At 42.1% G+C, this 16807-nt stretch carries 6 protein-coding genes and 4 pseudogenes; 4 read left to right on the top strand and 6 right to left on the bottom strand.

Features of this window, described 5'->3' with window-relative positions; all coding sequences use genetic code 11:
* Nucleotides 1–66: 66 nt before the first annotated feature.
* The 4 genes and pseudogenes from mukB to parC all read right to left on the bottom strand — a co-directional run bounded on the left by mukB (nt 67) and on the right by parC (nt 9088).
* Nucleotides 67–4559: pseudogene (gene mukB, locus NYR89_RS03115) on the bottom strand (chromosome partition protein MukB).
* 20 nt (nt 4560–4579) lie between these two features.
* Entirely contained in the window at nt 4580–5293 is a 714-nt protein-coding gene (gene mukE, locus NYR89_RS03110) for a chromosome partition protein MukE (RefSeq protein ID WP_279446295.1), read from the bottom strand.
* 79 nt (nt 5294–5372) lie between these two features.
* On the bottom strand, nt 5373–6704 hold the full coding sequence (gene mukF / locus NYR89_RS03105) for a chromosome partition protein MukF (RefSeq protein WP_279446294.1): 1332 nt from the start codon (nt 6702–6704) through the stop codon (nt 5373–5375).
* 138 nt (nt 6705–6842) lie between these two features.
* Nucleotides 6843–9088: pseudogene (gene parC, locus NYR89_RS03100) on the bottom strand (DNA topoisomerase IV subunit A).
* A gap of 300 nt (nt 9089–9388) precedes the next feature.
* Here parC and pnp point away from each other — a divergent pair.
* The 4 genes and pseudogenes from pnp (at nt 9389) to tadA (ending at nt 15208) form a co-directional block, all read left to right on the top strand.
* A pseudogene (pnp, locus tag NYR89_RS03095) lies at nt 9389–11541 on the top strand (polyribonucleotide nucleotidyltransferase).
* Nucleotides 11542–11598: 57 nt separating this feature from the next.
* Complete coding sequence (gene nlpI, locus NYR89_RS03090) at nt 11599–12540, top strand: lipoprotein NlpI (protein ID WP_341536365.1); 942 nt, start codon at nt 11599–11601, stop codon at nt 12538–12540.
* 215 nt (nt 12541–12755) lie between these two features.
* Nucleotides 12756–14600, top strand: coding sequence for a DEAD/DEAH box helicase (locus NYR89_RS03085; RefSeq protein ID WP_279446293.1), 1845 nt, complete (start codon nt 12756–12758; stop codon nt 14598–14600).
* Nucleotides 14601–14683: 83 nt separating this feature from the next.
* Complete coding sequence (gene tadA / locus NYR89_RS03080) at nt 14684–15208, top strand: tRNA adenosine(34) deaminase TadA (protein ID WP_279446292.1); 525 nt, start codon at nt 14684–14686, stop codon at nt 15206–15208.
* Between the two features lie 31 nt (nt 15209–15239).
* On the opposite strand, the gene pdxT is transcribed toward tadA, so the two are convergent.
* Together pdxT and pdxS are read right to left on the bottom strand one after the other, a co-directional pair.
* The gene (gene pdxT / locus NYR89_RS03075; RefSeq protein ID WP_279446291.1) at nt 15240–15851 is read right to left on the bottom strand and encodes a pyridoxal 5'-phosphate synthase glutaminase subunit PdxT; all 612 of its coding nucleotides are present in this window, start codon (nt 15849–15851) and stop codon (nt 15240–15242) included.
* A pseudogene (gene pdxS / locus NYR89_RS03070) lies at nt 15851–16739 on the bottom strand (pyridoxal 5'-phosphate synthase lyase subunit PdxS). The gene pdxT and the pseudogene pdxS overlap by 1 nt, the downstream one beginning before the upstream one ends.
* Nucleotides 16740–16807 lie beyond the last annotated feature (68 nt).

Here is a 16807-nt window from a genome sequence, read left to right as displayed (position 1 = left end):
CTAAAAAATTAAGCGGTCAGATTTTGCAATTTTTTTGCAATTTCTGACCGCTTGTAAATTTACGCTTTAGTGTTGCCCAAACCCTTTCAATCCGACCACATGTACATACTCTTGGTTATTGGTAATTTTACGCACCAATTTATAAGTCGTACCACGTTCCGGGCTGATATTTTCCGGTGCGGCAATCAATAACTGCATATCTAAACGTTCGCACAATTCAAACAAGGTATTGATTGAAGTTGCATCCAAACGTGCCTACTTCATCAAGGAATAATAAGCGGCTAGGTAAAATATCTTTCGCACGCATACGGCGAGACTCTTCTTCCCAGCTTTGTACCACCATTAACAGGATTGACATACCGGTACCGATCGCCTCACCGGTTGAAAGTGCACTACTTTCCGCACGCATCCAACCGTCTGCGCCACGGAAGGTTTCTACTTCAAGATCTAAATAGTTACGGTAATCCAATAACTCTTCACCAATCGTTTGTGGCGTACGTTGCCCCATTTCAATATGCGGATTCACACGTTTATACAACATTGCCAACGCTTCTGAGAAACTGAGTTTTTGGCTGTCGAATAAGTCTTTATGCTCTTCTCTACCATTGCTCAATGCGTTCAGTAGGATTGCGTGCGTATCACGAATATTCACGACTAAGCGAACGCCTTTCACCTGACCGAAGGCAATATTTTGTAACCCTTGGTTAAGCCGCAAGATACGGTTTTGCTCACGTTGAATCGTTTTACGTAAGATATTTGCCACAGATTCCGCACTGATTGCTAATTTTTTCTCACGGCTGGTTAATTCGTTGGTTAAACGAGATAACTCGATTTCCATTTGTTCAATCGCATCAATCGGATCATCGGTTTTGATAATATCCTGACGAATACGCTCACGTAAGTGCTGATAAACCGCAATAAAGAACGCTACTTTATTTTCCGGCTTACGGCTATCTTCCGAAGCTCGTAGGCTGTCACGGAGATATTCGTTATCCGCCACAGCGGTACGTAAAGCACCTAACGCTTTATCGGAAATCGAACGTAATTCTTCCGCCGATTGATAAGCTAACTCACGACGATTCAGACGTTTTTCCACATCGCTGTTACGCGAAAGTTTAAGTACCAAGCACCAACTGACTTTCGCTTGTACCACTAATTCACGTTGTGTGTGGTAATCACGTTCCGCTTTACGTAGCGTACGAGTTAAATTATCAATTTCCGCTTCAATCGTACCTAATTGTTTATCTAAATAACCTTTACGAGAACGCTGTTGGCTTAAACGTTGTTGTAATTCGTCACGGCGGGCTCTTGCACGCTCTTCCGCACCGATATCACCACGTACACCTAAGTCATCAATTTCACGAATCAGCTCTTGCAACATCTGTGTTTTCGCATCACACGAACTGCGTAAACCGGTTAAAACTTGGTTGTATTGAGTAAATTGCGCTTGTGCTTGACGTAATTGATCACGAGCTTGCTCACGTTCACGTTGTGCTCTCTCTAAACGAGCTCGTAATTGTTCGGTTAATGCAGATCCTTCCGAACCGATCGCTTCTTCATAGCTAAAATGCACACGACGTTGAATCACATCAGACAGTGCAAAAACTTTTTGTTGAACTTGTTTTTGCTCCGCTTTAGCTTGTTGGTAATCTTGCTCCAACTGCTCAAACTTCGCCGGATCGCTCTTCAAGCTCGCGACAATCGGTTCTAATTGAGTTAAGTAATTACCGAATTGGCGAACAAACTGTTCATCTTCTTCCGCTTCATCTAACTGTGCACGACATTCTTCGGCACGATCAGCGAGCGTTTCATCTTCTAACAAGCTGACAAGCGGTAGAATTTTATTCAACATTTGCAATTTCGCTTTTGCTGAATCTAATTGAGTACGCAATTGCTGTTCGTTGCCTGCGGCTTGGTTAAGTTCACGTTCGATTTCAGTACGTTCCGCCGCAATTTCTTGCATTTGCTCTTCCGGATTCGGCTGGAAGGCTAAATTTAAATGCGTACCGACAAACTGACTTAAATGCTGATGTAAACGCTGACATTTTTGTACGTCAAATGCACGTTCCGCATGTTGTTCGCTAACTTCATCACGTTCCGCTTTTAACGTTTCTAAATGTTTCTCGCGTCGCGCACGACCGAATAACGGCACTTCCGGGAACTTAGAATAACGCCATTGGCGATCAGATACTTTGACCACCACACCTTCGGCTAATTCTTCTGCGGTAAATACCGCATCATCAAAGGCTGACGGGTCACCTTCGATCAAATAAAGATCGGTTGGGCAATCGTCTAATTTTTCTAACTGTGCTTTAACGCTTTCTAAATCACGTACCACGATTGCATGACGAGCTTCACCGTAAAGTGCAGAGAAATACGGTGCATCATCAATCGAGACATCATCATATAATTCAGAAAGCAACACGCCGCCAAAACGTTCCGCCAATTGATTTAAGCGAACATCGTCCGAACCGTCCGGCTGACTTAAACGAGTAATCTGTGCGTCTAACTCTGCTTCTCTGCGAGCCAATTCATCACGAGCTAAGGTTGCTTCACGCTCTTTAGTCAGCATATTTTGCATAAACTGCATTACTGACTGGCTGGCTTCAAATTTTTCACCACATTGCTCTTCTAAACGTGCTAATGCGGATTGCGCCGTATGCCATGCCGGTGCGGTTTTCGCTAGTTGGTTATATTGCTGATTAAGTTTGCTCACGTTGCTGACGCTGAGTCGAACGCACTTCAACAAATTCCGCTAATTCCGCTTCCACATCTTCAAGGCGAGCTTGTTGCTGTTCGAAGTAGCCTTCTAATTCTTCCGCTGTCTCAAATTGCGTTTGTGCTTTTTGATTAAATTCAGCTAATAGACGTTCCGCATTTTGTTGCTGGTGTAAGCGCTGTTCCAAATCTGCAAGTTTTTGACGCAAAGCGACCGCTTGTGTAGCCTGCATTTTTTGATCGGTAAACGCTGTTAGCAAACTTCTCGCTTCATTCCACGCTTCAGAGCGGTCAATTTCACCGGAAATTTTGCAAACCAATTCATAAGCTTTTTCGAACTGTGTTTTCGCCATATCTGAAACGGATAAACGCTGTTCCAGTTCAAAAACTTGATCAGTTAAATCGTCCGCTTGTGCGGCAAACTCAGCATGATAATCTTCTACATTATGGAGATCTAAATGCGGTAAGCCACAAAGTTGTTTTGCTTTTTCTAATGCGGCAATCGCCTGTTGATATTGCAACGCACGTGTTTGCTGCGCATCCAACGCTTGCTGATAATCCGCCATTTGTGAGCGTAATTCTTCCACTTGATCGTCAGCATCATCCGCTCTTGCTTGTGCAGTTTCCACTTGTTCGGAGATTTCTTCCAACGCAATTTGTTGCTCTTCTAACTTTTCATTGAGTTCCGCGACTTCATCTTGATAACGTTCGATTTTTTCTTGGTGACGAAGCGCATTCATCACTAAATTTAAGTGATCGTTCGCTGAATTGTATTCCGCTTCTAAGCCACTTTCGTTTTCTGAAATATCCGCTACTTCACGGCTAAATTCGATTAAGCGTTGCTGTTCTAATTCAAGCTTCGATTTCGATTCATACCACGCACGGCGTTGTTCTAGTGCAATTTGTACGTTGCCACGACGCTCATTTGCATGACGCATATAGTCGGCAGAAACGTAGTTAGTCGATTCGGTGATCAAGTGTTTAAACATATCACGATCAGATTGCGTAACCTTAATCGCTTCTAACGTCATACGGTTTTCACGTAATGCCGATTCCATATCTTGGAATGCTTGGCGAACGCCGGTATTTTCTGGTAGTAAGTAATCACGCAATGATTTGGTGATCACGCTTGAAATACCACCGTAAAGTGACGCTTCGATTAATTTATAGAATTTGTCGCGATCCGCCGAAGAACGTAAACGTTTAGGAATCACGCCTAAATCGAACATAAAGCTATGGTAATCAGTAATCGAGTGATATTGTTTAAATACCACTTCCGAACCATCAAATTTATCTTTTAGATCCGCTAACGGTAACACGCGTGCTTTTTCGCCAACTTGTTCAGTCAGTACACTAATAATTGAATCACTCATCGGCACGTTTTGTAACGAGAACGAGCGAATATCGACTTTTTTGTCACGCCCTGCTACTTGTTGTAAACGCACACCCGTAATTACACGTTGTCCACGAGAGTTCAACGACTCTAACACCGCATAACACACACCAGCTTTTAATTTCCCGTATAAACCTTTATCACGAGAGCTTGAGGTTGAACCGGCTTCTGTCGTATTACGGAAGTTTAATAGGGTAAGATCGGGGATCAAAGCAGTTACAAAACCCGCCATTGTGGTGGATTTACCCGCACCATTACCGCCCGAAAGCGTGGTCACCAACTCGTCTAAATCGAAGGTGCGCGCAAAAAAACCGTTCCAGTTAATTAACGTAAGCGAACGGAATTTACCACGGCTCACTGTATGTTGAGGATTTGCAAGCGGTGCGATTGGTGCAGAATTTTGCAACGCAGTGGTTTGATCTTCAAATAATTCGTTTGTATCTGTCATTTGCTTTATCTCGTTAACCGTTATTCTGTTTCATCTTCTAATTCGTCAGTTGCAGAATTTTCTGCAAATTCGACCGCTTGTTCCGCCAAGATTGCCGGCGTTGTTGCTTCACCATCACGAATTAAGCGTAATTGCGCTTCTCGCGGATCATCGCCCACTCGGACATCCGCACCGAAACGGAACACTGATTCCGAGATGACAAATTTTTTGCTGTTTTGCTCTCCGATACGGGTAATGATACCGATACGTGCCAAACGGCGTAACGCACCAGCAACTTTCTCAGCTAATTTTGCTTTATCTAAGTCAGAACCGGTCGAACGAGGGTTCACTGCCTTAAGTAATTTGCTTTCATCAGCGAGATTCATCAGCTCTTCATATACATCGTCTTGGCTGAAAATACCTTGTTGTGCCAAACGCTCCGGACTGAGGTAAAGATAGCAAAGCACTTTACCCACTAACATTTCCATTTCCGACATTGCCGAACGTGCAATCAAGGTCGATGCTTTCGGACGTAAGTAGAAAAAGCCTTCCGGCGCACGAATTAATTCCACGTGATAACGGCGATAAAAACTTTCTAACTCGGCTTGGAAGTCCATTAAGAATGCGTGTTCGTCCAACTGTTCCGTATTAATGTGACGACCGGTGCGAAGTTGGCTGTCTAGTTCAGGAAAAATCGGATTAGCAATTGCTTCTGCCAATTTTGGGGAAATAATGTCTTGAATTTGCTCTGTCATATTTTACTCTCGTAGGGTAGGCATTTTGCCTACCATCAAATTTTTTATTTTTCCAATGGTGGAGAAAACGTCCACCCTACTATTTATTATATTGGTCGATCACGTTCGCCTGAACTTCCGCACCCTTATCATTAATTGCTTGCCACTCCGGATAAACCGCTTGGCTATCTAGACTTGCCATACCGAGTTTTACCGCTTGATCGACAATAATTCGTGCGACATCAAAATGGCGAGATTGCGGATAAAGTGCCAGTTGCTCACGTAATACCGCACCGAGATCGATTGGTTTGTCTTCTGCCCTAAATGGTGCTAAATGCGCTTGCATTACACTGATAATCTGTTCTTGAACATCTGAAAGCGACTCGTATTCCAATTCGCTCGGCAACTCACCGACCGCTTCCGCCTCATTCAGCATCGTTTCATCATCACGTAGATCTAATAGTGATTCTGCTTTCGCAGTATAAAGTAACCAAGGTGCATTGAAATAATCTTGAATAGATTGGCGTAAACGCTGACCAAACACACGGTTTTTATCCATATCAATCGCCGTACGAATAAATTTATGAACGTGGCGATCATAACCGATCCAAAGGTCAATCGCTTGTTGCCCCCAACTAATGATACGGTCTAATTTGTTTTGTAGATTAACAATCAGTTGATCGACAAAATCCAAATCATCACGCCCAATCAAGCGACTTTGAATACGCAGTAATTGCGCCTGTAACTTGTCACCTGCCGCATTAAGCGTGTCTTGTAACTCACGCAAATTACCCGAGGTTTCATCCAGTAACTGTTCACAACTAAGAATCGCTTCATGCCAATTTTGACTTAATAGCTCGGCAATTCGCTCACGAATTTGATGTTGATTTTCATCCATCATACGCTGAGAAAGATCGATACTGTCGAAAATTTCCGCGACCGAATATTTAAGCGGTGCAAACACGTTATTACGCCAAAAACGCTCATCACCGCCCTCTTCCGCCGCCGATGAAGCACGCTGAATCTCGTCCGCTACAATCGAAAGCTGAATGGATAAACGTAAGGTGGAAAACTCTCGCTGGCGCACGTAATAATCCGCCACGCCGACACCTAACGGAGTGATACGATAAATGGCTAAACCTTCGGTAAATTCGCTGGAGAAACGGTTAAGAAAACGTTGTTTAACTAAATCGTTAATCGCATTATTGGCACGTTGTGTAAGGGTGGCTTCCGATTGGTCGAATGCTTCCGAAACATAACGGAAAAGATCAACAAGATCGCTTTCTAAAAGTTCTCCGTCCGTTTGTTCGTTATTATAAATGGAAATCGCCAAGAGAAAGGCAAGGCGATCAGAAGATAACGAAAGTGAAAATTCTCGCTCTTTCGTCCAGTTGATCAGTTCTGGGATTGTCTGTGCCAATTCGTTTTGCATACAGATTTGTCGTTTGTTGATGAAAAATGGCTTTTATTGTACAGGAATGTGAATCAAATAGGAATGAAATCAAAAAAGAAGCGGTCAAATTACGCAAAGTTTTTACGAAATTTGACCGCTTGTCTGATGAGGAAATAATTAGTCTACAATTTCCACTGTCGAAGTCGCGCTGAGGCCTCTTACAAGTTGAGAACCTTTTCTTGCACGTTCACCACGATAATTATCAATATCACTCGGTTTAAGGGTGATTTTGCGTTTGCCGGAAACAAACACTAACGATTGTGTCGGTTTAACCAGTAATAAACGGGCAAGTAATTCATTACCTTCTTTTGCCGCCTGTGCGGAAATATTGATAATCTTATTCCCTTTACCTTTCGAAAGCTGTGGCAATTCGGTGATCGGGAATACTAACATTCGTCCGACGCTACTCGTTGCAACAAGCGAAAGTTCAGCGTCATTCTCTATTAATTGCGGTGGTAACACCTTGGCATTTTCGGTTAAAGAAATGACCGCTTTACCGGCTTTATTACGAGAAACCAAATCTTCAAAGCTACAAATAAAACCGTAACCGGAATCCGATGCCATCAGGACTTTAGTTTCTGGGTTCGCCATTAATACTTGCTGAACAGTTGCCCCTTCCGGCAAAGTAATCTTACCAGTAAGCGGTTCGCCTTGAGAACGCGCCGATGGTAGCGAAGTCGGATCCAATGCGTAAGCTCGCCCCGTGCTATCAAGGAACACAACTGGCTGATTACTTCTGCCATGTGCATGGGCAAGATAACCATCACCGGCACGATAACTTAAGCCTTGTACGTCAATATCATGCCCTTTTGCACAGCGTACCCAGCCTTTTTCCGATAGAATCACCGTCACATCTTCAGTCGGGGTTAAATCGCTTTCAGAAATCGCTTTTGCTTCGGCTCGTTCAACAAGTGGTGAGTGCGTGGGCTGGCGAACGCTTTTGCATCCGCCTGAATTTCTTTTTTGATCAACGTATTTAAACGGCGTTCCGAACCAAGCGTTAATTGTAATTCATCACGCTCTTTTTCAAGCTGTGATTTTTCCGCCTGCAATTCATGTTCTTCCAGTTTTGCCAAATGACGTAAACGTAAATTTAAAATTGCTTCGGCTTGTACTTCGCTCAAACTAAAACGAGCCATTAATGCTGTTTTCGGTTCATCTTCATTGCGGATAATTTCGATTACTTCATCAATATTGAGGAAAGCAATCATCAAACCGTCTAAAATATGCAAGCGGTTTAAAATTTTATCTAAACGGTAACTTAAACGGCGCGTTACAGTCGTACGGCGAAACATCAACCATTCGGTTAAAATCGTTTGCAGATTTTTTACTGCCGGTTTGCCGTCCAGCCCAATCATATTCATATTGACTCGATAGCTTTTCTCGAGATCAGTTGTGGCAAATAAATGATCCATTAACGCATCGAAATCAATACGGTTTGAACGAGGCACAATCACGATACGAATTGGGTTTTCGTGATCCGATTCATCTCGAATATCATCCACCATCGGTAATTTTTTATTCCGCATTTGCGTTGCGATTTGTTCAATCACTTTTGAAGGCGAGGCTTGATGAGGTAATGCCGAAATCACAATTTCCCCGTCTTCTTTTTTCCATACCGCACGCATTTTGATTGAGCCTTTACCTTGCTCATACATTTTGGCTATATCAGCTTTAGGCGTAATAATTTCCGCTTCGGTCGGATAATCCGGGCCTTGTACCACCGTCATTAACTCGGCAAGACTTGCTTTCGGATTTTCCAATAACATCACACTTGCTTCGGCTAACTCATTGATATTGTGCGGCGGAATATCGGTTGCCATACCGACCGCAATCCCCATCGTACCGTTCAGCAAAATATGCGGTAAGCGTGCCGGTAAATATTTCGGCTCTTCAAGCGAGCCGTCAAAATTCGGCTGATAATCAACCGTACCTTGTCCTAATTCGCCCAATAATACCTCTGCCATTTTCGACAGTTTTGATTCGGTATAACGCATTGCGCCGAAAGATTTCGGATCGTCAGGGGCCCCCCAATTTCCTTGCCCGTCAATGAGCGGATAGCGATAAGAGAACGGCTGAGCCATTAACACCATTGCTTCATAACAAGCACTGTCACCATGCGGATGGAATTTACCTAATACGTCCCCGACCGTACGCGCAGATTTTTTATATTTTGCCGAGGCATTTAAGCCTAATTCGGACATCGCATAAATAATACGGCGTTGTACGGGTTTTAAACCATCACCGATAAACGGCAATGCACGGTCCATAATAACGTACATTGAATAGTTGAGGTAAGCGTCTTCAGTAAAGCGCTTAATCGGCATTTGTTCCACGCCTTCGTAATTGATTTCTGTACTCATTTTTGCAAAAAATTTAGTAAAAAAGACCGCTTATTTTCTATGATTTATGGATATCTGTCCACCTTTAAAAAGTCAAACCGGTCGATTTCGGAAAATTTATGCGGATACTAAAATAATCAGCGATTTTATATAAATTTTCCTATATAATAGGTGCGTTTTGTTTCTTGCTTTTAGAGAGGCGGCTATCAAAAATTTTTTAAGTATGGATTTAATCCCTTGCAAAGAGAGTTTTTGCTAGTCGCAATTTAAAGAAATAAAACAAAAAATAGATATAAAATAAATAAAAATAGGAATTTCAAAATGAATCCAATTGTTAAGCAATTTAAATACGGTCAACATACCGTAACCTTAGAAACAGGTGCAATCGCGCGCCAAGCAACAGCGACCGTAATGGCAAGTATGGACGATACAACCGTATTCGTTACCGTTGTAGCAAAAAAAGACGTGAAAGAAGGTCAAGATTTCTTCCCTTTAACCGTTGATTACCAAGAACGTACTTATGCGACCGGTCGTATTCCGGGCGGTTTTTTCAAACGTGAAGGTCGCCCTTCTGAAGGCGAAACATTAATCGCTCGTTTAATCGACCGTCCTGTGCGTCCACTTTTCCCAGAAGGTTTCTTTAACGAAATTCAAGTGATTGCAACCGTAGTGTCTGTTAACCCTCAAATCAGCCCGGATTTAGTGGCAATGATTGGTGCATCTGCAAGCACTTTCATTATCAGGCGTACCATTTAATGGCCCTATCGGTGCAAAGACGTGTTGGCTTTATCAATGATCAATTCGTATTAAACCCAACCACATCAGAACAAAAAATCAGCCGTTTAGACCTTGTCGTAGCTGGTACGGATAAAGCCGTATTAATGGTAGAATCTGAAGCAGATATTCTGTCTGAAGAACAAATGTTAGCGCTGGTTGTCTTCGGTCATCAGCAACAACAAGTTGTGATTGAAAATATTAAAGCGTTTGTAAAAGAAGCAGGCAAACCACGTTGGGATTGGGTTGCTCCAGAGCCAAATACTGCATTAATCAACCAAGTTAAAGCATTAGCGGAAGCTCGTATCGGCGATGCGTATCGTATTACTGAAAAACAAGCTCGTTATGAACAAATCGATGCAATTAAAGCGGATGTTATCGCACAATTAACTGCACAAGACGAAACAGTATCAGAAGGTGCAATTATCGATATTATTACCGCATTAGAAAGTTCAATCGTACGAGGTCGAATTATTGCAGGCGAACCACGTATTGACGGTCGTACTGTAGATACCATCCGTGCCTTAGATATTTGCACAGGCGTGTTACCTCGCACTCACGGTTCCGCTATCTTTACCCGTGGTGAAACACAAGCGTTAGCGGTGGCAACTTTAGGTACTGAGCGTGATGCACAAATTATCGATGAATTAACCGGTGAGAAATCAGACCGCTTCTTATTCCACTATAACTTCCCTCCGTATTCTGTAGGTGAAACAGGTCGTATCGGTTCACCAAAACGTCGTGAGATCGGTCATGGTCGTTTAGCAAAACGTGGTGTATTAGCGGTAATGCCAACTGCGGAAGAGTTTCCATATGTAGTACGTGTCGTATCTGAAATCACAGAATCAAACGGTTCTTCTTCAATGGCTTCAGTCTGTGGTGCATCTTTAGCGTTAATGGACGCAGGTGTACCAATTAAAGCGGCAGTTGCGGGTATCGCAATGGGCTTAGTAAAAGAAGAAGAAAAATTCGTGGTACTTTCAGATATTTTAGGTGATGAAGACCATTTAGGTGATATGGACTTTAAAGTAGCCGGTACACGTGAAGGTGTAACTGCACTTCAAATGGACATTAAAATCGAAGGTATTACACCTGAAATTATGCAAATCGCATTAAATCAAGCAAAAGGTGCACGTATGCACATTTTAAGCGTGATGGAACAAGCAATTCCTGCACCTCGTTCTGATATTTCTGACTTTGCACCTCGTATTCATACGATGAAAATTGATCCGAAGAAAATCAAAGATGTTATCGGTAAAGGCGGTGCGGTAATCCGTGCTTTAACGGAAGAAACCGGTACTTCTATTGATATTGATGATGACGGTACGGTAAAAATTGCCGCAACCGATAACAATGCGGCGAAAACTGTTATGGCACGTATCGAAGATATCGTGGCAGAGGTTGAAGTAAATGCGATTTACAAAGGTAAAGTGACTCGTGTAGTTGATTTCGGTGCATTTGTATCTATCTTAGGTGGTAAAGAAGGCTTAGTTCATATTTCACAAATTACCAATGAGCGTGTTGAACGTGTTGCAGATTACTTAAGCGTAGGTCAAGAAGTCACTGTGAAAGTGGTTGAAATCGATCGTCAAAACCGTATTCGTTTAACGATGAAAGACATCAATAACGACACACAGTCTACATCTGCTGAAGTGACAGAAACAGCGGAAATGGTATCAGAGCAACAAACTGAGATTTAATCATTAAAATCTGCCCTTTTATAAGGGCAGATATATTTCTCAAAGGTTATTTACCTAATGTTTTCACTGATTTTTAAAGTGTTTCATCTTCGCTTCTTAATGCTTAACTTATTGGCTTTATTGTTGTTAACTGGTTGTATCAGTCGCAATGCCTCAGAAATGATTTCAACCAATCGTTTAGCATTAGCCGAGTTAAACCCTCAATTACGCTTTGAACAAGAAGTGATGGTTGTTCGTTTAACGCAAGTTCTACAAGAAGCAAAATTAACGCCTAATGAGCGTGCCGATCTTCACTTTGAACGAGGCGTACTTTACGACAGTTTAGGGTTATGGTCACTTGCTCGCTATGATTTTACTCAAGCTATCGGATTAAATCAGAAAATGGTTGTCGCATATAACTATATGGGGCTATATCTATTACTGGAAGATGATTACGATAGTGCAATTGATGCCTTTAATGCGGTATTGGAATTAGATCCGAATTATAATTATACCTATCTCAATCGTGGATTAGCCTTTTATTATAGCGGACGTTATTCTGAAGCGGAGCGAGATCTATTACATTTCTACGAAGCAGAAAAACAAGATCCATATCGTACATTATGGTTATACTTTAACGAGTTAGAACTTAAGCCCAATGAAGCAAAAGCAAATTTAATTGCTCGAGCTAAATCACTTTCTCCGGATTTTTGGGGAACAAATGTGGTACATTATTTCTTAGGGGAGTTAACTCTTAGCCAACTTCGTGATAGAATAGAAAAAGAAGCACAACCAAATACAGCTTCTTACGCAGAAATTTTAACCGAAACATATTTCTATTTAGCAAAACAAAAGCTCAAATTAAATAAAACGGATGAAGCAATCAGCCTTTTCCGTCTTTCTCTTGCAAATCAAGTGTTTAACTTTGTTGAGTATCGTTTTGCCCTATTTGAACTCTCACAGCTACGTGGTGGTAGTAATGTAGCAGTTCAAGATGATCCCGTTGTTGGGAATAATTAGGACGAATAAAGCGGTCTTATTTTGTAAAGTTTATACAAATCAGACCGCTTATACTCTGGGACAAATTGTTAAAAGCATTTGATATTGCTTCTTTACTTCTTTTTTCTTGCCTAAATACTCAACAATTTTTATGACATTGATGATAGCAATGAATAAATACTTATAAAGTTTCTTATTCATAACTGTTATCATCTATTACTATTTTATGGTTTTTTATGACAACTCATTCTTTAACTTTCGCAGACCTTGGTCTTCCTCAATCTATTCTTAACGCTGTAAACGATATGGGATTCGTGACCCCATCACCAATTCAGCAAGAAACCATTCCGCATTTATTGGCGGGTCGTGATGTACTCGGTATGGCACAAACCGGTAGCGGCAAAACAGTCGCATTCGCTTTACCTTTATTAGCACAAATCGATCCATCTAAACGTCATCCACAAATGTTAGTGATGGCACCTACTCGTGAATTAGCAATCCAAGTTGCTGATGCCTGCGAACAATTTACGAAAAATATGAAAGGGATTAATGTGGTAACCGTTTACGGTGGTCAACGTTACGACATTCAATTGCGTGCTTTAAAACAAGGCTCACAAGTGGTTGTGGGTACACCAGGCCGTATTCTTGACCATATTCGTCGTGGCACATTAGATTTATCTGCATTACAAGCCATCGTATTAGACGAAGCAGACGAAATGTTACGTATGGGCTTTATTGATGATGTTGAAACCGTGATGGCTGAATTACCGGAAAATCACCAAACTGCTCTCTTCTCTGCAACGATGCCAGAACCAATTCGCCGTATTACTCGTCGCTTTATGAAAGATCCGCAAGAAGTGAAAATCCAAGCGACTCAACGTTCTGCACCGGATATCACTCAAAGTTACTGGTTAGTAAATGGCTTCCGTAAAAATGATGCGTTATTACGTTTCTTAGAAGTAGAAGAATTTGATGCGACAATCATCTTTACTCGTACCAAAACCGGCACGATTGATATTACCGAATTATGTGAACGTAACGGTTATCGTACAGCAACATTAAACGGTGATATGACTCAGCAAGCGCGTGAGCAAACGTTAGATAAATTAAAATCAGGTCGTTTAGATATCTTAGTAGCAACCGACGTAGCGACTCGTGGTATCGATATTGAACGTATCAGCCTTGTCGTAAACTTTGATATTCCATTAGATGCGGAATCTTATGTACATCGCATCGGTCGTACTGGTCGTGCTGGTCGTTCTGGTCGTGCGTTATTATTCGTAGAACCGCGTGAACGCCGTTTACTGCGTAATATCGAACATTTAATGAAAAAACCGATCGATGAAGTGGCAATTCCAAATCACGAAATTTTAATGGAAAAACGTCGTGAGAAATTTAAAGCACGTGTTTCTAAACAATTAGAACATCACGATTTAGAAAAATATCGTGAATTACTTGAAGATTTATTCACCGCAGACCAAGACCACGAAGAATTGGCGGCAATGATGATGATGCTTCAAGAGAAACAAAAATTAATTCTTCCGCCTGATCCGGAAGTTCGTGCAAGACGCGGTGAACGTGGTCGCAGAGATCGAGATGATCACCGTAGTGGACGTGAAGAACGTCGTGGTGGTCGTGAACATCGTGAAAATAGCGGTGTTGCAATGGATTTATATCGCATCGAATTAGGTCGTGAAGATGGTGTGGAAGTGCGTCATATCGTCGGTGCTATTGCTAACGAAGGCGATATTAGTAGTCGTTACATCGGTCACATTAAATTACACGATACTTACTCTACCATTGAGTTACCGCAAGGTATGCCGAACCACATCGTGCAACACTTTGCTCAAAAAGCACGTGTGCTAAATAAACAAATGCAAATGTCTTTATTAGGCCCTGCAGGCGGTGTCAACAGCCAACCGTTTGAAGAGCGTCGTGGTGGTGGTCGTAACGATAGAAATGACCGTCGTGGAGATCGTGGTGGTCATTCTGACCGTCGTGAAGGTGGTTTTAACGACCGTAAAAAAGGCGGTTTTAAAGAAAAACGCTTTAATGATAAAGGTCGCACTCGCCGTGACTAATTCACATTATTAACTAAATGCCCCAATTTTGGGGCATTTTGCTATCTAATTAAGCGGTTAAATTTTTCTATTTTTTTGCAACTATGTTTATCAAACCCCAAACAACACTATGTTCGCTTACACTTTCAGAGCAAGACATCCATTTTATGCGATATGCCTTAGAATTAGCTGATCAAGCGGAAGCAATCGGTGAAATTCCAGTTGGTGCGGTACTGGTCAATCAAGCAGGTAAGATTATCGGCAAGGGCTGGAATCAAGTCATTCAACTTGCTGACCCGACAGCACACGCAGAAATGCTTGCGATTCGCCAAGCCGGTAAAAACCAAAATAACTATCGTTTATTAGACTGTACGCTTTATGTCACGTTAGAGCCTTGTACCATGTGTGCCGGAGCAATTTTACATAGTCGTCTACATCGTTTAGTGTTTGGTGCAAGCGATTATAAAACCGGTGCTATCGGTTCCAGATTTCACCTGTTTGAAGATTACAAGATGAATCATTTTCTCGAAATCAGAGGTGGCGTACTTGCGGACGATTGCGACCAAAAAATCAGCCGATTCTTTCAACGTCGTCGTCAAGAACAAAAGCAACAGAAACAAGCGGTCTAATTTTCTGCATGTTTTACAAATATTAAGCAACTTAAATAAGGACGCCATTGGCGTCCCTAAATAATATGGCATTTATATCTCTTTGCAACAATAATTCCATAATTCTATTATCTGTGGTTAGCTCCGGATGAAATGCACACGCCAGTAAATTACCTTGCTTGGCAAATACAACATTTCCTTGCCATACCGCCAATACCTCTACCTCATTTCCAATAGTGCTGATATAAGGTGCACGAATAAACACCACCGGAAACGGTTCGGCAAGTCCTTTTACCTTTAACTCTGTTTGGAAGCTATTAATCTGTCTACCGAAAGCATTACGTTGCACTTGAATATCCATTTTCGCCAAATGAGGTTGCTCACCGCCTTCAAGCTTATTGGCTAATAAAATTAATCCGGCACAAGTGCCTAAGATCGGCTTATCAAATGATTGCAGTGCCTGAAATAAACCGCTTGAATGAAGTAATCGTCCAATGGCGGTGCTTTCACCACCGGGCAATACAAGTGCATCAACTTGCTGCAATTCGACTAACGTTTTTACTGCAATCGCTTTTGCACCTAAGGCTTGAATTTGGGCGATATGCTCAGTAACCGCCCCCTGCAACGCTAAAACGCCTACAGTATATTTCGTATAATCTTTCATTACCAACCACGCTCTTGCATACGATCTTGTGTTGCTAGTTTGCTGATCTCTAGGCCTTTCATCGGCTCACCTAAATCTGCTGAAAGACGTGCAATTAAATCATAATCTTGATAATGAGTGGTAGCTTCTACAATCGCTTTGGCAAACTTTTCCGGATTTTCGGATTTAAAAATACCTGATCCGACAAATACGCCGTCTGCACCGAGTTCCATCATCAAAGCGGCATCTGCCGGTGTAGCAATTCCGCCTGCCGCAAAATTCACCACCGGTAATTTGCCTAATGTTTTGATTTGTAGCAATAATTCAAACGGTGCACCTAATAGGCTCGCTTCAGTCATCAGTTCATCATGATTCATATTGATCACTTTACGCAATTGAGAATTAACCTTACGCAAATGACGTACCGCTTCCACTACATTGCCCGTTCCCGGTTCGCCTTTAGTACGCAACATCGAAGCGCCTTCTCCAATACGGCGTAGTGCTTCGCCTAAATCTCGGCAACCACACACGAAAGGCACTGTATAGTCACTTTTTAACAAGTGAAACTCTTCATCTGCCGGCGTTAATACCTCACTTTCGTCGATATAATCTACACCTATTGCTTCCAGCACTCTCGCTTCAACAATATGCCCAATACGTGCTTTTGCCATGACCGGAATGGATACCGCTTCCATCACTTCATGCACAATCGTCGGATTTGCCATTCTTGCTACGCCGCCTGCTCGCACGAATATCGGAAGGCACTCGCTCTAATGCCATCACGGCAACCGCACCGGCGGCTTCTGCGATACGAGCTTGTTCCGCATTCACTACATCCATAATGACTCCGCCTTTTTGCATTTGTGCCATTCCGCGTTTAACCAGATTCGAACCTACAATTTTAGTCATATTAATTTCCTTCTGATTGATATGAAAAACGATGGCTATTTTTATTTCAAACAGATATGATTAAAAGC

The organism is Actinobacillus arthritidis, from assembly GCF_029774155.1.
Lineage (GTDB): Bacteria > Pseudomonadota > Gammaproteobacteria > Enterobacterales > Pasteurellaceae > Actinobacillus > Actinobacillus arthritidis.
The sequence above is the reverse complement of the archived record's forward strand: the minus strand, read 5'-3'. Positions and strand labels throughout refer to the sequence as shown.

Coding starts and splice junctions, on each gene's coding strand:
- tadA (WP_279446292.1), top strand. CDS start 14,684: ATGTTTATCAAACCCCAAACAACACTATGTTCGCTTACACTTTCAGAG.
- nlpI (WP_341536365.1), top strand. CDS start 11,599: ATGTTTTCACTGATTTTTAAAGTGTTTCATCTTCGCTTCTTAATGCTT.
- NYR89_RS03085 (WP_279446293.1), top strand. CDS start 12,756: ATGACAACTCATTCTTTAACTTTCGCAGACCTTGGTCTTCCTCAATCT.
- mukE (WP_279446295.1), bottom strand. CDS start 5,293: ATGACAGAGCAAATTCAAGACATTATTTCCCCAAAATTGGCAGAAGCA.
- mukF (WP_279446294.1), bottom strand. CDS start 6,704: ATGCAAAACGAATTGGCACAGACAATCCCAGAACTGATCAACTGGACG.
- pdxT (WP_279446291.1), bottom strand. CDS start 15,851: ATGAAAGATTATACGAAATATACTGTAGGCGTTTTAGCGTTGCAGGGG.